Raw genomic sequence first — 20,986 nt, forward strand, 5'->3', positions numbered from 1 at the left:
TGAACCGTGTGGTGCAGCGCAAGGGGCTGAAATGCGGCTTGATCGTCAATGCGGGAATGGAGGATTTCCACCGCATGGGCCGCGCCATTCAGGCCTATCTGGGCTTTGCCTATGAGGACCGGATTCACCTGAACACTCATTATTTCGACGAACCGCTGGTGCCGCGTCATCTGACGCGCGGTGTGATGGAACGGGTCGATATGTTCGGCACCGTCGTCATTCCCCTGCGCGAGGATGATGCGGTGACTGCCGCGCGCGAATTGATCGCGCAGGATGTGGAAGGGATCGTGATTTCCTTTCTGCACAGCTACAAGAACCCCGGCCATGAACGTCGCGTCCGCGACATCGTGAAAGAGGAAATCGCAAAGGCGGGCAAGGACATCCCCGTTTTCGCCTCGACTGATTATTATCCGGTGCGCAAGGAAACCCACCGCACCAATACCACTATTCTAGAGGCATATGCCGCTGAACCCAGTCGTCAGACGCTGAAGAAGATCACCTCGGCCTTTAAGGACAACGGATCGAAATTCGATTTCCGGGTGATGGCCACGCATGGCGGCACGATTTCGTGGAAGGCCAAGGAACTGGCCCGCACCATCGTATCCGGCCCCATCGGCGGCGTGATCGGGGCGAAATATCTGGGCGAGGTGCTGGGTTACAAGAACATCGCCTGTTCCGACATCGGCGGCACCTCGTTCGATGTGGCGCTGATTACCCAGGGCGAATTGACGATCAAGAATGACCCTGACATGGCCCGGCTTGTTCTCAGCCTCCCTCTTGTGGCCATGGACTCGGTCGGTGCTGGCGCGGGCAGCTTTATCCGGCTGGACCCTTATACCAAGGCGATCAAGCTGGGGCCGGATTCGGCGGGCTACCGCGTCGGTGTATGCTGGGCGGAATCGGGGATCGAGACGGTGACGATTTCCGATTGCCACGTCATCCTTGGCTATCTGAACCCGGATAATTTCCTGGGTGGTCAGGTGAAACTGGATCGCGAACGCGCCGTCAAGGCGATGAAGGAACAGATCGCCGACCCCCTTGGTCTGTCGGTCGAAGACGCCGCCGCCGGTGTGATCGAACTCTTGGACAGTGATCTGCGCGATTACCTGCGCAGCATGATTTCGGGCAAGGGTTACAGCCCGGCGTCGTTCACCTGCTTCAGCTATGGCGGGGCGGGGCCGGTTCATGCCTATGGCTATACCGAAGGGCTGGGGTTCGAGGATGTCATCGTTCCGGCATGGGCCGCGGGCTTTTCCGCATTCGGTTGTGCGGCGGCGGATTTCGAATACCGCTATGACAAGTCGCTGGACCTGAACATCGCGGAAGACGCCAGCGACGACCTGAAAGCGGCCGAGGCAAAGATCCTGGACGACGCCTGGCACGAGCTGGAAGAACGTGTTCTGGAGGAATTCGAACTGAACGGCTACACCCGCGAACAGGTCACGCTGACGCCCGGTTTCCGGATGCAATATCGTGGCCAGTTGAACGACATCGAAATCGAAAGCCCCATCGACCATGCCACCACGGCCGGTGACTGGGACAAGCTGGTCGAGGCGTTCAACGATACCTATGGCCGGGTGTATGCCGCGTCGGCGCGTTCGCCGGAACTGGGCTATTCGGTGACGGGCGCGATCATGCGCGGCACCGTGCCGATCCCGAAACCCAAAATCCCGAAAGAACCCGAAGTCGGTGCCGAACCGCCCGAGGAAGCGAAACTTGGCACCCGCAAGTTCTATCGCAAAAAGAAATGGGTCGATGCGCAGCTTTACCAGATGGAAAAGCTGCAACCCGGCAACCGTATCACCGGCCCTGCCATTATCGAATCCGACGCGACGACCTTCGTTGTCCCCGGCGGCTTTGAAACCTGGCTGGACGGCCACCGCCTGTTCCACCTGAAAGAAGTGTGACGGGCAAGGGAGGAAATCACCATGAATGTGCAAACCAAAGTCAAAGGCATCGTCCGTGGCGGTCAGACGCTGAAACAGCACCGCGACGAAATCATGGATGCCACGAAAAAGACGGGCAGCTATGCTGGTCTGAAAAAGATGGAACTGCGCGACAGCGATCCCATCATGTATAACAAGCTGTTTTCGCGGCTGCGTGCCGGGGTTGTGGACGCCCGCGAAACCGCCAAGAAAATCGCCGCCAGCCCCATCGTGGAACAGGAAGGCGAGCTTTGCTTTACCCTGTATAATGCGGCGGGCGACAGCATTCTGACCTCGACCGGGATCATCATCCATGTCGGCACCATGGGCGCTGCGATCAAATACATGATCGAAAACGACTGGGAAAGTAATCCCGGCGTCCGGGACAAGGACATCTTTTGCAACAATGACAGTCTGATCGGCAACGTCCACCCCTGCGACATTCACACCATCGTTCCGATCTTTCACGAGGGCGAGTTGATCGGCTGGGTTGGCGGCGTGACCCATGTCATTGATACCGGCTCGGTCGGGCCGGGGTCGATGTCCACGGGGCAGGTGCAGCGGTTCGGCGACGGCTATTCGATCACCTGCCGCAAGATCGGTGAAAACGACACGCTGTTCCGCGACTGGCTGCATGAATCGCAGCGGATGGTGCGGACGACGCGCTACTGGATGCTGGACGAACGCACCCGCGTCGCCGGCTGCCACATGATCCGCAAACTGGTCGAAGAGGTGATCGCCGAGGAAGGCATCGATGCCTATTGGAAATTCGCCTATGAATCGGTCGAACATGGTCGCATCGGCCTGCAAAACCGTATCAAGGCGATGACTATCCCCGGCACCTACCGGCAGGTCGGCTTTGTCGATGTGCCTTATGACCACGAAGATGTGCGCGTGCCCTCGGATTTCGCCAAGGTCAACACGATCATGCACACGCCATCGGAAATGACGATCCGGCCCGATGGCACATGGCGGCTGGATTTCGAAGGCTCATCCCGTTGGGGCTGGCATACCTATAATGCCCATGCGGTCAGCTTTACATCCGGCATCTGGGTGATGATGACCCAGACCCTGATCCCGACCGAGATGATTAACGACGGTGCCGCCTATGGAACCGAATTCCGCCTGCCGAAAGGCACATGGATGAACCCTGACGACCGGCGGGTGGCCTTCAGCTATGCGTGGCACTTCCTCGTGTCGTCCTGGACATCGCTGTGGCGCGGGTTGTCACGCAGCTATTTCGGCCGCGGCTATCTGGAAGAGGTGAACGCGGGCAACGCCTATACCGGCAACTGGCTGCAAGGCGGCGGGTTCAACCAGTATGACGAAATCCATGCCGTCAACAGCTTTGAATGTGCCGCCAACGGGGTCGGTGCCAGTGCCGTGGGTGATGGCATCAGCCATGCCGCCGCAATCTGGAACCCCGAAGGCGACATGGGCGACATGGAGATCTGGGAACTGGCCGAACCGCTGCTGTATCTGGGCCGCGAGATCAAGGCGTCGTCCGGCGGTGCCGGCAAATATCGCGGCGGCTGCGGTTATCAGTCCCTGCGCATGGTCTGGAACGCCAAGGACTGGACGATGTTCTTTATGGGCAACGGCAATATCAGCACCGACTGGGGGCTGATGGGTGGTTATCCGGCGGCATCCGGCTATCGCTTTCAGGCGCATGATACGGGGTTGAAGGAGGCCATTGCCTCGGGCGGGAAAGTTCCCTCGGGCGGCGATCATGATCCGCAGAACCCGGTCTGGGATGCGATGTTGCCCACCGCGAAAATCAAGCGCGACAAGCAGGCCATCACCACCGAGGCGATGTTCAAGGATTACGATCTGTATCTGAACTATATGCGGGGCGGTCCGGGCTTTGGCGACCCGCTGGAACGTGATCCGCAGGCGGTGGCCGATGATGTGAACGGTGGCTATCTGGTCGAGCGTTTTGCCGCATCGGTTTACGGCGTGGTTCTGACAAAGGCAGGCGATCATTTCGCCGTCGATGAGGCGGCGACTCAGACCAGGCGTGCCGACATCCGCAAGGCCCGACTGGCCCGCGCCGTGCCGACCCGCGACTGGATGGCCAAGGAACGCGACCGTATTCTGGCCAAGGATGCGGGTTTGCAGGTGCAACAAATGTTCGCCGCCAGTTTTAAGCTTGGCCCGCGTTTCGAGCAGGACTTCCGCACATTCTGGGATCTGCCCGATGACTGGAAACTGCTGGAAGAGGATCTGCCGATCCCGTCCTATGGCCGCGAATATTCGATGGATGTCAGCGAGTTGCCCGACGTGAAAACCGTCAAATTCGTGGATGAATAACGGGCGGCGCCCTCGGGCGCTTCCCCCCGCAACAGGAGGAAATAATGGCTTACACCAAGGCAAAGATCAAAGACCTCGTTGATGGCACGATCGACCGCGATACCTTGCAGACCATGCTGTCCACACCCAAGGACAAAGAGCGGTTCGAGATGTATCTGGATATTTTGCAGGAACAGGTGCCCTGGGATGACAGGATCATCCTGCCGCTTGGGCCGAAACTGTTCATCGTTCAGCGCAAGGCGGACAATAAATGGGTCATCAAATCCCATGCCGGGCACGAATTTTGCGACTGGCGCGAAAACTGGAAACTGCATGCGGTGGTTTATGTCCGCGAAACCGCCGCGGATATGGAAGAGTTGTATCCCCGCCTGATGGCGCCTTCGACCGACTGGCAGGTGATCCGGGAATATTACTGCCCCAAATCCGGCGACCTGCTGGATGTCGAGGCTCCGACGCCATGGTATCCGGTGATCCACGATTTTGAGCCGGACATCGATGCCTTTTACAAGGATTGGCTGGATCTGCCGGTCCCTGAACGCGCCTGAGCGTTCAGGAAAAATACAAACGGGGCGCCGCAGGGTGCCCCGTTTTCGTCAGCCGGGCAAGATCTGCCATTTATGTAAACAGGCATATCCCGTCTGCCAGATGACCGTCCCGGCCATGACATCTGTTGCCCACTGGTGGGGGCTGAAACTGCCCTGGCCGTTTCCGGCAAGGTGCATTGATCGGCAGATTGGCGCAGCCATGTTGCTTATGCCTGTTCTTGGCGGAACATGCGCTGCCTTTGGCAAAGCTTTGGCATCCGCCTGACGCGATTTTTGCCGTCAGGCTGTTATCGAAGGCTGGTGGCATGGCTGCGCGGATGAGGAACCTGAATGGCAGCGCGGCGATCACTGCACCTTTAAGACCGGCGGGGATTTTGGTCAAAACCGGCGCGTGTTTCACCAGCGGTCATGTGGGGCTTTGTCGCTTGTTTCGGGGCGACCAGCGCGGGGGCGATAATGCATTATGTCTGGCTGGCACGCGCCCGATCTGTTGTGGCCCGCGCTTGTTTCTCCTGTAATGGATATGCTTAATCTTGCCCGAGCAGTTCGGTCAAAAGCCGCTTTTCCAGCGCGGCGATTTCCGCGCTGCCGTGGCGGCGGGGGCGGGGCAGGTCGATGGGCAGGTCCAGCGTGATCCGGCCCTCTTCCAGCACGACCACGCGGTCGGCCAGCAACACGGCCTCGGTCACATCATGGGTGACCAGCACGGCGGCAAAGCGTTTTTCCTGCCATATGCGTTCCAGCAATTGCTGCATCTCGATCCGGGTCAGCGCGTCCAGCGCGCCAAGCGGTTCGTCCAGTGCCAGAACCGAGGGTGCGCCGATCAGCGCGCGGGCCAGCGCGACGCGCTGGCGCTGACCGCCCGACAGGGCGGCGGGCCAGGCGTCGGCGCGGTCCTGCAAACCAACCTCGGCCAGCAGACCCGCCGCCCGCTGGCGCGCGGTGTCACGGTCGGCCAGCCCGGTCAGCCCAAGCGCGACGTTATCCAGCACCCGTTCCCATGGCAGCAGACGCGGTTCCTGAAACATCACCCGGACCCCTGCATGACCGGCCTCATGTGCGCCCATCTCGATCCGCCCGGCATCGGGGCGATCCAGCCCGGCCAGCAGCCGCAGCAGCGTGGATTTGCCGCAGCCACTTTTGCCGATGATGGCGATGAACTCTCCCGGCTGGACGGTCAGGTTGATGCCGCGCAAGACGGTCTTGTCGCCAAAGCGGCGCTGGACTGATTGCAGGGAAAAGGCGGGGTTGGTCTGCGTGTCGAACATTTCTTAACCCTTTTGGAAAGACGGGTGCCACCCCAGGGATCGCGCCTCAAGCCAGCGGGCCAGCACATCGGCCAGCTTGCCCAGCAGCGCATAGATCAGGATCGACAGCACCACGATGTCAATCTGCATAAACTCGCGCGCCTGCATCGCCATATAGCCCAAGCCCGCCTGCGCCGAGATGGTTTCGGCCACGATCAGTGTCAGCCACATGATCCCCAGCGCATAGCGCAGCCCGGTAAAGATCGCGGGCAGCGCGCCGGGCAAAATCACGCGGCGGAACAGCACCCAGCGGCGCAGGCCATAACTGCGGCCCATCTCGATCAGTTGCGGATCGACGCTTTGGATACCCAGCAACGTATTGACATAGATCGGGAAGAACACCCCAAGCGCGACAAGGAACAGCTTGGCCCCCTCGCCGATGCCGAACCACAGGATGACCAGCGGGATCAGCGCCAGATGCGGGATGTTGCGGATCATCTGCAAGGTGGTGTCGGTCACATCGCGCGACAGCCGCGACAGCCCGTTCGCCAGCCCCAGCGCAAAGCCGATGCTGCCGCCAATGGCCAGCCCCGCCGCCGCGCGGCCCGCGCTGATGCCGATATGTTCGGCCAATTGCCCCGACAGCGCCAGCCGCCAGCCCGCCGCCAACACCGCCGAGGGCGCGGGCAGCGTATGCGTGGCGATTAGCCCGACGCGGGCCAAAATCTCCCACGCCAGCAGGATTGCCACCGGCATGACCCAGCCGATGGCCGCGCGCGGCAGGCGCAGGCGCAGGCGCAGGGACAGGCGCGGCGGGGTGGCGGTCAGGATATGCGTGGTCATTGGATCACTCCTCGGGTCGGTGCCAGATCGCATCTGCGACGTTGATTTGCTGCGGGATCAGGCCAAGGCGGTGGAAACGGTCCGCCGTGGCCTGCTGTTCGGCGATCATCTGGGGGGTGATCTGGAAAATGCCGAACGCAGCCCGGTCAGCGGCAAGGCGCTGTGCCTCGATCGGCACGCCCGTCACCTCGTGCAGCGCCTGCGCCACCTGATCGCGGTGGGCATCAGCCCATTCGGCGGCCTGTTCCAGCGCACCAAGCGTGGCAAGGATCACCGGCGCGTTTCCGGACGCATAGCTGCCATTGGCCAGAAACCACGTCTGCACATCCACCACATCATCGGCGCGGACCAGCACATCGGGGTTGTGGCGCACCTCGGCGATGGCAAGGAACGGGTCCCAGATCGACCAGGCATCGACATTGCCCGAGGCGAAGGCCGCGCCCGCATCCGCCGGGGCGAGATAGACCGGCTGGATGTCGTCAAAATCCAGCCCTGCCGATTCCAGCGCGGCGACAAGGGTGTTATGCGCGCTGGTGCCTTTGCCCACGGCCACCTGCTTGCCGCGCAGATCGGCAAGGGTGGTGATGCCGGTGCCGGGACGGGCGATCACCGCCTCGCCCAGACCGGCGGCGGGCAGGGCTGCGACATAGGTGATGTTCGCGCCCGCCGCCTGCCCAAAGATCGGCGGCGCGTCACCCGTCCAGCCGACATCGACGGCGCCCGCGTTCAGCGCCTCAACCAGCGGCGGGCCTGCGGTGAATTCGACCCATTGCACGCGGGTATTCAGCGGTTCCAGCGCCGCTTCGACCAGCCCTTGCTGGCGGGCGATGACGGGCAGGTTGGTTTTCTGATAGCCGATTTTCAGCGTGCCAACGGGCTGGGCCAGCACGGGTATGGCGGCGGCGACAACACATGCGGCGGCAATCGCGCCAAAGGCGCGGCGGGTCAGTCGGGTCATGGTGATCTCTCAGATGGTGGTCAATTGCGCGCTTAGCGCGGCAGCGACGGTTTCGGCATGAGCGGTGACTTCGGGGATGCCCATCAACTCGCCCACATGTCCGCGGGCAAGGGGACCGGCGATCGACAGGTTCGGGCTGGGCTGGCCGTTTGTGCCGACGGCGCGACAGCCATCGGTCACCTCCAGCCCAAGGTGCAGCGCGTCGGGGCGCACCAGCCCGGCATCCGCCAGCGAGGCGATCACCGGGTTGCTGGCGATGATCCCGCCATGGGCTGGCCCGGTGGTCAGCACCACGGCATCAAACAGGTCGCGCCGGGGCGTGGCGCGGCGTGGGGTCCAGTTGACGGCGATGCCTGCGGGCGTTGCTGTGGCGCTGTGCAGATGGCCTGCGCTCAGGGTCAGGCGCGACCGGGCGATCAGGTCATCCAGCACGGCCTGCACCTGCGGGGCGATGCGGAAACGATGGACATCCCACCAGACACGCAGGCGGTTGACCAGACGGGCGCGCTCGGCCTGTGGCAGTGCCGCCCAGATGGCCGGACCATCACGGCGGACATTATCCAGCGCCGCCTGCCATGGCAGGCCCCGTGCCCGGTCCGTGCGCACGGCGGCGCGGATGCGTCGCAGCACGGCAAGCGCGGTGGTTTCGGGCTGGCTGGCGAAATCGGCCTCGCTTTCGGGATAATCGCTGGCGTGACCGCGTGATCGCAGCCCGCGCCGCGACATCGCGGTGATCCGTCCGGCAAAGCCCTGCCTCTCAAGGCTGGCGATCACATCGGCCGAGGTCAGGCCCGTGCCGACGATCAGCACATTGCGCGCGGTTCGGGCAATCGCTGTGATGGGGCCCGTGTCCGAAGGGTCTGTCACCACGCGCGCATCATGCGTCAGCGCGGCAAAGCTGGTGGGCACACCCGGCGCCGGGTGGCTGGTGGCGATGACCAGATGATCGGCGCGGATCACCCGACCATTGTCCAGCCGGATCGCGTAATTCGTCCCCGGCACCACCGCAATGGCGCGGGCCTGGATATGGGTGATCCGTCCTGACAGCAGCCAGGGGCGCAACCGATCCGCGACATAAGCGCCAAAGACCGCCCGCTGGGGATAAAGCGCGCCATCCGCCGCCTGCGTGCCGGGCGACAGAGGGGTGCCGGTATCCTCGATCCACTGCTGAAAATCGCCACGCTGGCTGGTGTCGATGGTCATGCGGCTGGCGGGAACATTGATGCGATGACTGGGGTCTTGTGTCGAATAGGCCAGCCCGGCGCCCAGCTGGGCGCGCGGCTCGATCACCAAAATCTGCGCGTCAACCGCGTTACGGGCAAGGTGAAAGGCAAGCGTAGCCCCGGTAAAGCCACCACCGATGATGGCGATGGTCGGGCGTGCGGGGCGGGTGGCAGAGCCTTGGTCAATCTGTGCGATCATGGTCATGCAATGCGCCCTTTCGGTTCCGGGTTCAATGCGGTGTTGCTGTGCGCCGCAGCAGGCAGGCTCAGCAGACGCGCCGCGTTTCCGGCAAAGAAACGGTCCAGCACATCGGCGCGCAGGCCCAGCCGTTCAGCGTCGCTGATGCTTTGCCCGATGGGCCGGAACGGATAGCTGGACCCGAACAGCAACTGATCGCCCATCCAGCCATTGGCGGCCTGCACATAGGCATCAGACCCGGCCTGAAACAGATACATATCGGGGATCAGGTGGACGTTTTCATGTCGGAAGGCCACGCCGATGGCGGCCTGCACATTCGGCCAGAACCCGTGATAAAGGCCGATTTTCAGCTGCGGAAAGGCGGCGGCCACCACCGCGACCGCCGTCGGATCGTTGAAACGCGGGTCGGGCGTGGTCGGGCCGCTCATTATAAACAGCGGGATGTTCAGCGATTGCAACAGATCATACAGCGGGAAAAAGGCCGGGTCGTCGGCATGACGCGGGGGCGTGCCGAAGCCCGGCTCGATATTGATGCCATGCAGGCCAAGGGTCTGGGCGCGCTCGACCTCGGCCAGCGCAGCCTGTCCCAAGGCGGGATCAACCGCGCCGATGCCGATCAGCCGCGTGTGGTCCAGCGCGACGATGGCGGCAATGTCGTCATTGGGCAGATGCTGGCCGGGGGTCTGGCGGCCCACAACCACGGCGCGGGACAGGCCCGCATCGGTGATCTCATCCAGAAACCCCTGCGGCGTGGATGATCGGGTGAAATGCTGGTCATCGCCCCGTGTGCCGACGCGACGGTTCAGCCAACGCACCGTATCATATTCCGCGGTGCCGGGCGTTCTGCCAAAGAAATCATGCAAATACGCCGGGCGGCAGCGCATGTCGATGATCTGATGCATTGCCACCCCCTTAGCTGGCCGCGCGGGCGCGGATGTCAAAGGCACCGCCGGTCTGGCTGGTGTCGCGCAGCGTCACCGCATCCTTGCCCAGCAGCGGAAAGGTCAGTTCGGCGAAACGGATCGCTTCTTCCAGATGTGGATAGCCGGACATGACAAAGGTATCGATGCCAAGCGCCTGATACTCGCGCATCCGTTCGACCACGGTTTCGGGGTCGCCAACCAGCGCCGTTCCCGCGCCCCCACGCACCAGACCAACCCCGGCCCACAGGTTCGGGGCGATTTCCAGACGGTCGCGTCGACCGCCATGCAGTGCGTTCATCCGCGCCTGCCCGACCGAATCCATCTTGGCATAGTTCGCCTGCGCGCGGGTAATATCGTCATCGGTCAGGCGGCTGATAAGGCGGTCGGCCTCGGCCCATGCCTCGGCCTCGGTCTCGCGGACGATGGCGTGCAGGCGGATGCCAAAGCGGACAGTGCGGCCATGCGCGGCGGCCTTGGCGCGCACATCGGCGATCTTTTCGGCCACGGCGGCAGGGGGTTCGCCCCAGGTCAGATAGGCATCGACATGCTTGCCCGCCAATTCGTGCGCCGCAGGGGACGAGCCGCCGAAATACAGCGGCGGATGCGGCTGCTGCGGGCCGGGCAGATAATTGCGCGCGCCCTGCACCCGGATGTGTTCGCCGTTGAAATCAACGGTTTCTCCGGCCATCAGGCGCTTCCACACCGTCAGGAATTCATCGGCATTGGTATAGCGGCCATCATGGCTGAAGAACACGCCATCAGCCGCCAGTTCGCGCGGATCACCGCCCGGCACCACGTTCAGCAGCAGTCGCCCGCCAAGCGCCTCGTCCAGCGCGGCGACCTGCCGGGCCGAAACGGTTGGCCCCTGCACGGATGTGCGCAGCGCCACCAGCAGCTTGACCCGCTGCGTCACCGGGGCCAGCGTGGCGGCAGCGACCCAAGGATCAAGGCAGCTTGCCCCGGTCGGGATCAGCATCCCGTCAAAGCCCAGCCTGTCAACCGTCATGCCGATTTCGCGCAAGTATGCGGCGGTCGGCGCACGGCCAAAATCCGAGGTGCCAAGATAGCGCGTGTCGCCGGATGTTGGCAGGAACCAGAAAATATCAGGGGAAGTCATTCTGCGGCCTCTGTGAAACGGGTGGTTGCGCCTTCGAAGGCGGATGGGCGGCTGGCATCGGCCACGCTTTCGCGGCCGATGTAATGCGTGCGCCATTCGGCGGCGGGGTGGCTGTCGGCAATGCGGGGCGCGCCGGTCAGTTTTTCGCGCAGGGTGCCGGGGGTGTATTCGGTCTGCACCCGACCCCGGCGGCGCAGTTCGGGCACCACAAAGTCGATGAAATCGGTGGTGGATGCGGGGGTCACGGCATAGGCAAGGTTGAACCCGTCCACGCCGCCTTCGTCCACCCATTGTTCCAATTGGTCGGCGATGGTTTCAGGACCGCCGACCAGCACCGGGCCAAGCCCGCCGATGGACCGCTTGCGGATCACATCACGCACCGTCCACGCCTGACCGTCCGCCGCCAGCGATTCCAGCGCCGTGCGCAGGCTGTCGTTTTCCACCGCCGTCAGTGGCGCATCCGGGTCGAGCGAGGAAAAATCCAGCCCGGTCCAGCCGCCATACAGCGCCAGCATCCCCTCGGGGCTGGCATAGTCCAGATATTCGGCGAATTTGGCCTCGGCCGCCGCGTCGGTCGGGCCGGTGATGACGGTCAGCAACGTGACGATTTTCACCGAATCCGGCGCGCGGCCTGCGGCCACCACATCGGCGCGGATGGCATCGGTCAGCTTGCGCGCGGTGGCGGGGCTGGTGGCGACGATGAACATCGCCTCGGCATGGCGGGCGGCAAAGGCGCGACCCTTGGACGACGCCCCGGCCTGAAAAATGACCGGAGTCCGTTGCGGCGAGGGTTCGCACAGATGAAAGCCCGGCACCTTGAAATATTCGCCCTCGTGCCGGATCGGGTGAACCTTGCTGGCGTCGGTGAACACGCCCTTTTCGCGGTCGCGCTGCACCGCGCCGTCCTCCCAGCTGCCTTCCCACAGCTTGTAGGTGACCTGCATATATTCCTCGGCCAGATCATAGCGGGCGTCATGGGCAAGCTGGCGATCCATGCCGATATTGCGCGCGGCGCTGTCCAGATAGGAGGACACGACGTTCCATGCCACGCGCCCTTTGGTCAGGTGATCCAGCGTCGAAAGCCTGCGCGCCAGCAGATAGGGATGTTCAAACGTCACCGCCGCCGTCACGCCAAAGCCGACATGCTGCGTCACCGCAGCCATCGCTGAAATCGCCGCAAAGGGATCGTTCACCGGCACCTGCGCACCATCGCGCAGCGCCGCTTCGGCCGAACCGCGATAGACGTCATAGACGCCCACCACATCGGCGATGAACAGCGCGTCAAAGCAGCCGCGTTCCAGTTCCTGTGCCAGATTGGTCCAATATTCCAGATCGTTATAGCGCGACGCCTGACTGGAGGGATGCCGCCATGTGCCTGCCGCCTGATGGCCCACGCAGGACATGTCAAAGGCGTTCAGGATGATGCGTTTCTTTGCGGTGGTCATCTGCGGTTCCTTTCAGACGGCGGCGCGCAGCGGCACGGGCGCGCGCACAGGCAGGTGGTCAGAGAATTGCGCCAATGCCCGGTCCAGCCGGTCGGATGCCGCGCCGGGGGCGATGCGGTCGCCGTCGAAATCGGTGGCGGACAGGTAAACACCTGTGGCCAGCGCCTTGGCCTCGAAAAAGCCGAACAGCGGGCGCATCTGATGTTCGATCATCAGCGCGTGGCGGTCGCCGCCGCCGGTCGCGGCCAGCAGCACCGGCTTGCCCACCAGCGCGGCGGGGTCGATCAGGTCGAAGAAATGTTTGAACAACCCGGTATAGCTGCCCTTGTAAACCGGGCTGGCGACGATCAGCGCATCGGCATCCAGCACCGCCTGCATATGGTGGACCAGCGCATTATTCGCGGCACCGGGGACGGCAAAATCCGCCCCCAGATCACCAATATCGAACACATGCGCGCTGCCGCCAAAGCTGGTTGCGGCCCGCCTTGCCGCCTCATCGACAAGGGCACGGGTCTTGGAAGGGCGGCTCCATGAACCGGCAAAGGCGGCGAACCTGAGGTTGTGCATATAAATCACCTGAATCACGATGGTCTTTATCGTGTTATGCTGTCAGGCGATTTGATCCCTGTCCAGCATGAAAACTGTGCTCGGCCGATGTTTCTTCTATTTTATTGATAAAGCGTTATTAATTCCTGAGATGACAGCGTGGCTGGCGCTTGAGGCGGCGGATTGTCCGCTTGGGCAATGCGTGGAAACCGACCGGGAACCGCCCCGGTCAAGAACGCGTGGGCGGGTTGGAATTACCCAAATCTGCCTTGTGAGCAGGCGTTGATTCGGGCTTTGTCAGCCCCCGGTCTAACCCCGCGTGCCTGACAGGATCGCCGCCAGTTCCGCGACATTGCGCGCGCCCATCTTGGACAAGACCTTGCTGCGGTGCACCTCGACCGTGCGCATGGCGATGCCCAACTGGTCGCTGATCTGCTTGTTCAGGCTGCCCGCCAGCATCAGTTCCATCACCTCGCGTTCGCGCTGCGACAGGGTGGACAGGCGCTGATCCAGCGCCTCGCGCGCGGTCAATTCGGCGCGGCGGCTGGCGCTGACGCCAAGGGCGGTGATGGCCACATCGACGATGGCATTGTCATTGAACGGCTTTTCCACGAAATCAAAGGCTCCGGCCTTCAGCGTCTGCACGGCCAGCGGCACATCGGCATGGCCGGTCAGAAAAATCACCGGCACCGTTGATCCGGCGGCGCGCAACTGGTCGAACACCTGCGGGCCGGACAGGCCGCCATCCATACGCACATCCAGAATGATACAGCCGCAATCGGCCAGCGGCCAGGCATCCAGAAACGCCTGCCCCGAGGGCCAGACCCGTGCCCCGATCCCGCGCGACGCGAACAAAAAGGCCAATGCATCGCGCAGCGTTTCATCGTCATCGACGATATGCACGGTTGCGGCATGGGTCATGCGGCGGCCTCGCCTGCGGGGGCGGCGGGCAGGGCGACGGTGAACACGGTTCCGCCGCCCGGTCGCGGCGCGTGCGACAACTGTCCCCGGTGCAGTTCGACGATGGACCGGCAGATGTTCAGCCCGATGCCCATCCCCTGCGGCTTGGTCGAGGTAAAGGCGTCGAACAACTGCCCGGCCAGTGCCTCGGGGATGCCGCTGCCCTGATCGGCGATCTCGATCACGGCACCGCCATCAGGGCCGGGACGCAGGCCAAGGCTTAATACATTACCGCTGCGCGTTTCGGCCATGGATTCGATGGCATTGCGGATCAGGTTTATCAGCAACTGCCCGATCAGGATGCGGTCGCCACGCACGGCGGGCGTTGGCGCCAGCAAGGTTTCCACCCGCACCCGCATGTCGCGTGCGGCGGGTGTCAGAAAACCCACGGCCTCGGCGATCACCTCGTCCAGTTCCAGCGTGGTGAATTCGGGTTCGCGCCGTTTGACGAAATCATGGATACGCCGGATCACCAGCCCGGCCCGGCGTGCCTGATGCGAGATCTTGTCCATTGCCTGCCGGATCAGCGCCGGGTCGGCCTTGCCCTGATCCAGCAGGTTCAGCCCGCCCGCGGCATAGCTGGCGATGGCGGCCAGCGGCTGGTTCAGTTCATGCGCCAGGCTGGAGGCCATTTCACCCAGCGTCACCAGACGGCTGGTGCGGTCAAGGCTTTCGTCATGGGCGCGGGCCAGCCGGGCGGCGGCCTTGGCGGCGGTGATGTCGATGACCGACCCCATCCAGCCACGATGCCGGCCCATGGCGTCGATCAGCGGGGCTTCGAACACCTGCACGTCGATCCGGGTGCCGTCGGGGCGGCGGAACCGGGTTTCAAACGACTGGATGACGGTGCTGCCCGGTGTCAGTTGCTGTTGCCGGGCCAGCGTGTCGGCCATGCCTTCGTCCGTCCAATAGGGCATCGGCGGCACCCGCCCGGCCAGATCGGCGGCGGGCAGGCCGACCAGATTGCAAAAGGCCGCGTTGACGTAAAGGATACGCCCGTCGTGATCCTTGGCGCGCAGGCCGACGGTCAGGCTGTCCTCCATGGATCGGCGAAAGGCCACCTCGCCGCGCAGGCGCATCTCGGCCTGCCGCCGCCGCCGCACGCTGCGATACAGCGCCGCCAGCGCAAGGATCGCCAACAACGTCAGCGCCGCCACCGCCCCGATCAGCAATTCGCTGCCAAACCGGGGCGGTGGCTCGTAGGTGGCGATGCGCAGCACTGTGCCGCGCAAGGGCGGGTCAAAGCTGATGCCGTGGCTGGGCGCGCCTTCGGCCACCGCGCGGCGGGTGCGTTCGGCCAGAACTGTGCCGCCATCGGTTAATTGCACGGCATATCGTTCGGCGATCCACCATGGCACATGCCGTTCCAGCATGATCGGCAGCGATACCGTGGCGACCAGAACCCCCGCGCCTTCGGCCGGGCGCAGGGCAAAGCTGACCCGGCCATCGGTGACATCGCCGTAAACCGGGCGGCTGGCGGCGACCTGCCGCCCCAGCAGCAGCGCCGCCAGCGCCGGGTCAGAAGGCGCGCTGCGCCCCGGCACAGCCTGCGTCACAGCGCCATCGGGATCATACCAGATCAGGGACAGCACCTCGGGGTTGGCGGCGATATGGATGCGGGCGCGGTCGGCCAATGTGGCGGGGGCGGCCCCGCGCGCCTGATCGGTGGCCAGCCGCACCAGCAGGTCTTCGTCCACCGCCATCTGAAAGCGCAGCGTCTGTTCCACCCACAGCGCGTCGATGGCCAGTTGATTGCGCAGCCGTTCCGCCTCGGCCCGGCCCATGACCCAGACCGTTGCCCAGACCAGCAGCGCCAGCGCCACGATGGCCACCAGCGGCACCAGCGGCAACAGATCGGTGCGCCCGCGCCCGGATGCGGCGGTGTCCGCGCTCCAGGGATCGGGGGCTGACGGGTGGCGGGATCTGGTCACGGGGGCATCCTTTCGCCGGGCAGCAAAGCCGATCTGCGCGGGTCTGTCCATCACACAACCGGGGGGATGATTGCGGAAACCCGCAATTGATGCAGGGCCGTGATCTGCGCCAAACAGGCGCATCCGTCGCTGCAACATGGATCAAGGAGGATAAACCATGCTGACACGCCGCCATCTGGCCAGCCTTGCTGCCGGCACCGCCATCGCATTTGGCCTGACCACCGCCGCTTTTGCGCAAGGCCCTATCGTCATCAAGTTCAGCCATGTCGTCGCCCCCGACACGCCCAAAGGCAAAGGCGCCGCCAAGTTCGAGGAACTGGCCGAGCAATACACCAACGGCGCGGTGGACATTCAGGTCTATCCCAACAGCCAGCTGTATAAGGACAAAGAGGAACTTGAGGCCCTGCAACTGGGCGCCGTGCAGATGCTGGCCCCCTCGCTGGCGAAATTCGGCCCGCTGGGTGTGCAGGATTTCGAAGCTTTTGACCTGCCCTATATCTTTGACGGCTATGATGCGCTGCGCAAGGTCACGGATGGCCCGGTGGGCGAAGCGATGCTGGCCAAGCTGGAAGACAAGGGCATCAAGGGGCTGGCTTATTGGGACAATGGGTTCAAGATCATGTCCGCCAACTCTCCGCTGCATTCGGTCGATGACTTTCTGGGCCTGAAGATGCGCATCCAGTCATCCAAGGTGCTTGAGGCGCAGATGAACGCGCTTGGTGCGGTGCCGCAGGTCATGGCCTTTTCCGAGGTGTATCAGGCGCTGCAAACCGGCGTTGTGAACGGCACCGAAAACCCGCCCTCGAACATGTTCACCCAGAAGATGAACGAGGTGCAGAAACACGCCACCATCAGCAATCATGGTTATCTGGGCTATGCGGTGATCGTGAACAAGAAATTCTGGGACGAACTGCCCCAGGATGTGCGCGACGGTCTGGAACGCGCCATGGATGAATCCACCGTCTATGCCAACAGCATCGCGCAAGAAGAAAACGAGTGGGCGATGCAGTCGATGCGGGACGCTGGCACCACTGAATTTCACGAAATGACCGATGAGGAACGGGCTGAATGGCGTGAGGCGCTGTTGCCCGTGCACGAAGAAATGGCCGGGCGTATCGGCGCTGACCTGATCGCCCGGATCTACGAGGCGACAGGCGCCGGTTCGTAACCGGATCTCCGCCAACAGGGCCGGGTGCCGCCGTGCGCCCGGTCTTTTCTGATGCAAAAGGGCGAAAGCCGGGGGGACATCATGCGGGTCTTGGACAGGCTCGAAGAAACTTTGATCGTGGTGCTGATGGCGGCTGCGACGCTTTTGATTTTCGTCGCGGTCGTGCAGCGGTATTCGCTGGATATTCTGGCCAGCACCGTCCGGTGGAGCCGGGGCGCGGAAATCGAATGGCTGATGCAATGGTCGCGGTCGGCCTTTCAGACCGTGCGTTCGGTCAATATGACCTGGGCGCAGGAACTGTGCATCTATCTGTTCGTCTGGATGGCCAAGTTCGGTGCCGCCTATGGCGTGCGGATGGGCATCCATGTCGGCGTTGACGTGGTGGTCGAACGGCTACAGGATGCGGCGCGCAAATGGGTGACGGTCATCGCCATGTCGGGCGGTATCCTGTTCACCTTTATCGTCACCTGGATCGGCACGGATTTTGTCTGGCACGTCCGTCAGGGCGGGCAGATCTCGCCTGATCTGGAATGGCCGATGTGGATCATCTATCTGGCTGTGCCGCTGGGTTCGGCCCTGATGTGCTTTCGCTTCGTTCAGGCGCTGTATTGGTATCTGACCACCGGCTATATCGCCCATCATGACCACGGCGCCGTCGAAGGCATCGAAGCCGAGGCGAAAGATCTGTCCAAGGGAGGCCACGCATGACCGCCTTGCTGATCTTTGGCATTCTTGCCATCCTTCTTGTTACCGGGATGCCGGTATCCATCGCGCTGGGGCTGACTGTGTTCAGCTTTCTGTTCGGGTTCACCAATATCCCGATGGACAGCATCGCGCTGAAACTGTTCACCGGCATCGAAAAGTTCGAGATCATGGCGATCCCGTTCTTTATTCTTGCCGGGAATTTCCTGACCCACGGCGGCGTGGCGCGGCGGATGATCCGCTTTGCGACCTCGATGGTGGGGCATTGGTATGGCGGTATGGGTATGGCTGCGGTGGTGGCCTGTGCGCTGTTCGCCGCGATTTCGGGGTCGTCGCCTGCCACGGTGATGGCGGTCGGCTCGATCCTGATTCCGGCGATGGTGAAACAGGGCTATCCGCCCAGCTTTGGCGTCGGCTCGATCGCCACGGCGGGTGGTCTGGGCATCCTGATCCCGCCGTCGATCGTGATGGTGATGTATGCCGTCGCCACCTCGGGCATGGTTGTCACCGGCCCGAACGGCGAAATGGTGATGTCGGCCTCTATCGGGGCGCTGTTCATGGCGGGGGTCATTCCGGGGCTGATGCTGGCCACGATGCTGGGGGCGACGACCTTTTGGCGGGCCTACAAGAACGGCTATCCCCGGATGCCCAAGGCCAGCTGGGGCGAACGCTGGACGGCGTTCCGCGAATCGGTCTGGGGTCTGATGCTGATCGTCATCATCATGGGCGGCATCTATGGCGGCATCTTCACCCCGACCGAGGCCGCCGCAGTCAGCGCCGTCTATGCCTTTGTCATCGCGGTCTGGGTGTATAAGGACATTCGCCTGGCGGATGTGCCGCGTGTGCTGCTGAGTTCGGCCGGGATGGCGGCGATGCTGCTGTATATCATCACTAATGCGGTGATGTTCGCCTTTATCCTGACCTCGGAACAGATCCCGCAGGCGCTGTCGGGCTGGATCGTCGATCTGGGCATGGGCAAGATCGGCTTCCTGTTGATGGTCAACGTCATGCTGCTGTTCATCGGCATGGTGATGGAGCCGTCGGCCATCGTCCTGATTATGGCACCGATTCTGTATCCGGTGGCGGTCAAGCTGGGCGTCGATCCGATCCATTTCGGCATCATGTTGGTGGTGAACATGGAAATCGGTCTGGCGACGCCGCCGGTCGGGCTGAACCTTTATGTCGCCTCGGCCATCTCGCGGCTGGGTCTGACCGAGGTGACCAAGGCCGCCTTCCCGTGGCTGCTGACGGCGCTGGTTTTCCTGGGGATCGTGACCTATATCCCGGAAATTTCGCTGTTCCTGCCGCGATTGCTGGGGATGTAGCGCCGCGCGCAAAGCTGAAAACCGCCCGCGACCCGAACAGGGCCGCGGGCTTTTTTGTCAGCCCATCGCTATGACCGCCTGCACCGCGCGCTGCCAGCGGTCGTATCGCGCCTGTCGCACCGCACCATCCATCTGCGGCTGGAACCGGCGGTCCAGCCGCCACATCGCCGCATATTCATCCGGTCCGGGGCAGATGCCCGCCCGCCAGCCCGCCAGCCAGGCGGCCCCCTGCGCCGTGGTTTCTGTGTTGACCGGGCGATCCACCGGCGCGCCCAGAATATCGGCCAGAAACTGCATCGCCGGTTCCGATGCCGTCATGCCGCCATCCACCCGCAGCACCGTATCGCCCGCTCCGGTCCAGTCGGCGGCCATCGCCTGCCACAGATCGCGGGTCTGAAAGCCGACGCTTTCCAGCGCTGCCCGCGCCATTTCCGCCGGGCCGGTCGCGCGCGTCAGGCCAAATACCGCGCCGCGCGCCTGCGGCTGCCACCATGGCGCGCCAAGGCCGGTAAAGGCGGGCACCATGATGACTTCTTGCCCCGGATCGGCCTCGTCCCACAGCGCCCCGGTATCCGAGGCATGGCGGACCAGCCCCAGCCCGTCGCGCAGCCATTGCACCACCGCCCCGGCGATAAAGATTGACCCTTCCAACGCATAGATGCTGCGTCCGTTTAGCCGATAGGCCACCGTCGTCAGCAGCCGGTTGCCCGAGGTCACGGCCTGATCGCCGGTGTTCAGCAGGGCGAAACAGCCGGTGCCATAGGTTGCTTTCATCATGCCGGGCTGGAAACAGGCCTGCCCGATGGTCGCGGCCTGCTGATCGCCCGCCACGCCAAGAATCGGAATTTCACGCCCGAACAGATCAGCGCGGGTCATGCCAAAGTGATCGGCACTGTCGCGCAGCTCGGGCAGCATGACGCGGGGGATGTTGAACAGATCGCACATCTCTTCCGACCAGCCGCCCGCGTGGATGTCATACAGCAGGGTCCGCGCCGCATTGGTCGCATCGGTGACATGCGACCGCCCGCCGGTCAGCTTCCAGATCAGAAAGCTGTCCACGGTGCCGAATGCCAGATGCCCGGCCTTGGCCGCATCCCGCGCGCCGTCCACATGATCCAGAATCCAGCCGATCTTGGTGGCGCTGAAATAGGGGTCCAGCAACAGACCCGTTGTCGCTGTCACCGCCGGTTCGTGCCCGGCCTCGCGCAGCGCGGCGCAGCTATCGGCGGTGCGCCGGTCCTGCCAGACGATGGCGCGATGGATTGGCTTGCCGTTGCGCCGGTCCCAGACCAGCACGGTTTCGCGCTGATTGGTGATGCCGATGGCGGCAAGCGTCGGATTGCCTGCCTTTTCCAACGCCCCCCGCGCCGTCGCGGCGCTGGATGCCCAGATGTCGTCCGGATCATGTTCGACCCAGCCCGATTGCGGAAAATGCTGCGCGAACTCTTGCTGATCAAGACCCAGCACCCGCAGATCATCGGAAAAGACCAGCGCGCGGGACGAGGTTGTCCCCTGATCCATGGCCAGAATGCTCATCCGTTTTCCCCCGCCATCGTTCTGTTCGCTTAAATACGCATCTTGGGGCGGGGTTGCGCAACCCATGCAGCCGCCGGATCAGC

At 63.4% G+C, this 20,986-nt stretch carries 17 protein-coding genes; 6 read left to right on the forward strand and 11 right to left on the reverse strand.

The annotated features are described in order from the left end of the window. From Q4G22_RS12990 to Q4G22_RS13000, 3 genes are all read left to right on the forward strand, one after another. The coding region (locus Q4G22_RS12990; protein WP_303386321.1) for a hydantoinase/oxoprolinase family protein at positions 1-1,907 on the forward strand (1,907 nt) is incomplete at its 5' end. 21 nt (positions 1,908-1,928) lie between these two features. Next, on the forward strand, positions 1,929-4,235 hold the full coding sequence (locus Q4G22_RS12995; protein WP_303386322.1) for a hydantoinase B/oxoprolinase family protein: 2,307 nt from the start codon (positions 1,929-1,931) through the stop codon (positions 4,233-4,235). Positions 4,236-4,279: 44 nt separating this feature from the next. Then, complete coding sequence (locus Q4G22_RS13000; protein WP_303386323.1) at positions 4,280-4,780, forward strand: acetone carboxylase subunit gamma; 501 nt, start codon at positions 4,280-4,282, stop codon at positions 4,778-4,780. A gap of 527 nt (positions 4,781-5,307) precedes the next feature. Here Q4G22_RS13000 and Q4G22_RS13005 read toward each other — a convergent pair. From Q4G22_RS13005 to Q4G22_RS13050, 10 genes are all read right to left on the reverse strand, one after another. Next, positions 5,308-6,048 carry an ABC transporter ATP-binding protein gene (locus Q4G22_RS13005; RefSeq protein ID WP_303386324.1) on the reverse strand — a complete coding sequence of 247 codons (741 nt, stop codon included), beginning with the start codon at positions 6,046-6,048 and terminating at the stop codon, positions 5,308-5,310. Between the two features lie 3 nt (positions 6,049-6,051). Continuing rightward, positions 6,052-6,870 (reverse strand): ABC transporter permease subunit, encoded by an 819-nt coding sequence (locus Q4G22_RS13010; protein WP_303386325.1) that lies wholly within the window; start codon positions 6,868-6,870, stop codon positions 6,052-6,054. A gap of 4 nt (positions 6,871-6,874) precedes the next feature. After that, complete coding sequence (locus tag Q4G22_RS13015; RefSeq protein ID WP_303386326.1) at positions 6,875-7,828, reverse strand: aliphatic sulfonate ABC transporter substrate-binding protein; 954 nt, start codon at positions 7,826-7,828, stop codon at positions 6,875-6,877. A gap of 9 nt (positions 7,829-7,837) precedes the next feature. Next, entirely contained in the window at positions 7,838-9,256 is a 1,419-nt protein-coding gene (locus Q4G22_RS13020; RefSeq protein WP_303386327.1) for an FAD/NAD(P)-binding protein, read from the reverse strand. After that, the gene (locus Q4G22_RS13025; protein WP_303386328.1) at positions 9,253-10,152 is read right to left on the reverse strand and encodes an amidohydrolase family protein; all 900 of its coding nucleotides are present in this window, start codon (positions 10,150-10,152) and stop codon (positions 9,253-9,255) included. The genes Q4G22_RS13020 and Q4G22_RS13025 overlap by 4 nt, the downstream gene beginning before the upstream one ends. Positions 10,153-10,162: 10 nt before the next feature. Further along, positions 10,163-11,290: an FMNH2-dependent alkanesulfonate monooxygenase gene (gene ssuD / locus Q4G22_RS13030; protein ID WP_303386329.1), complete on the reverse strand. Its 1,128-nt coding sequence runs from the start codon at positions 11,288-11,290 to the stop codon at positions 10,163-10,165. Continuing rightward, a complete protein-coding gene (locus Q4G22_RS13035; RefSeq protein WP_303386330.1) occupies positions 11,287-12,735 on the reverse strand; it encodes an LLM class flavin-dependent oxidoreductase in 1,449 nt (482 codons plus the stop codon). Before Q4G22_RS13035 ends, ssuD begins: the two co-directional genes overlap by 4 nt. 12 nt (positions 12,736-12,747) lie before the next feature. After that, entirely contained in the window at positions 12,748-13,302 is a 555-nt protein-coding gene (locus tag Q4G22_RS13040) for an NAD(P)H-dependent oxidoreductase (protein ID WP_303386331.1), read from the reverse strand. A gap of 288 nt (positions 13,303-13,590) precedes the next feature. Further along, the gene (locus Q4G22_RS13045; RefSeq protein WP_303386332.1) at positions 13,591-14,202 is read right to left on the reverse strand and encodes a response regulator transcription factor; all 612 of its coding nucleotides are present in this window, start codon (positions 14,200-14,202) and stop codon (positions 13,591-13,593) included. After that, entirely contained in the window at positions 14,199-16,172 is a 1,974-nt protein-coding gene (locus Q4G22_RS13050; RefSeq protein ID WP_303386333.1) for a sensor histidine kinase, read from the reverse strand. The genes Q4G22_RS13045 and Q4G22_RS13050 overlap by 4 nt, the downstream gene beginning before the upstream one ends. 157 nt (positions 16,173-16,329) lie before the next feature. Here Q4G22_RS13050 and Q4G22_RS13055 point away from each other — a divergent pair, with 157 nt between their 5' ends. From Q4G22_RS13055 to Q4G22_RS13065, 3 genes are all read left to right on the forward strand, one after another. Beyond that, the gene (locus tag Q4G22_RS13055; RefSeq protein ID WP_303386334.1) at positions 16,330-17,340 is read left to right on the forward strand and encodes a TRAP transporter substrate-binding protein; all 1,011 of its coding nucleotides are present in this window, start codon (positions 16,330-16,332) and stop codon (positions 17,338-17,340) included. Positions 17,341-17,421: 81 nt separating this feature from the next. Continuing rightward, positions 17,422-18,048: a TRAP transporter small permease gene (locus Q4G22_RS13060; protein WP_303386335.1), complete on the forward strand. Its 627-nt coding sequence runs from the start codon at positions 17,422-17,424 to the stop codon at positions 18,046-18,048. Next, complete coding sequence (locus Q4G22_RS13065; protein WP_303386336.1) at positions 18,045-19,367, forward strand: TRAP transporter large permease; 1,323 nt, start codon at positions 18,045-18,047, stop codon at positions 19,365-19,367. Before Q4G22_RS13060 ends, Q4G22_RS13065 begins: the two co-directional genes overlap by 4 nt. A 57-nt stretch (positions 19,368-19,424) precedes the next feature. On the opposite strand, the gene glpK is transcribed toward Q4G22_RS13065, so the two are convergent. Next, positions 19,425-20,903 (reverse strand): glycerol kinase GlpK, encoded by a 1,479-nt coding sequence (glpK, locus tag Q4G22_RS13070; protein WP_303386337.1) that lies wholly within the window; start codon positions 20,901-20,903, stop codon positions 19,425-19,427. Between the last annotated feature and the right edge of the window lie 83 nt (positions 20,904-20,986).

The organism is Paracoccus sp. (in: a-proteobacteria), assembly GCF_030538655.1.
In the GTDB taxonomy this organism is placed as follows: Bacteria; Pseudomonadota; Alphaproteobacteria; order Rhodobacterales; family Rhodobacteraceae; genus Paracoccus.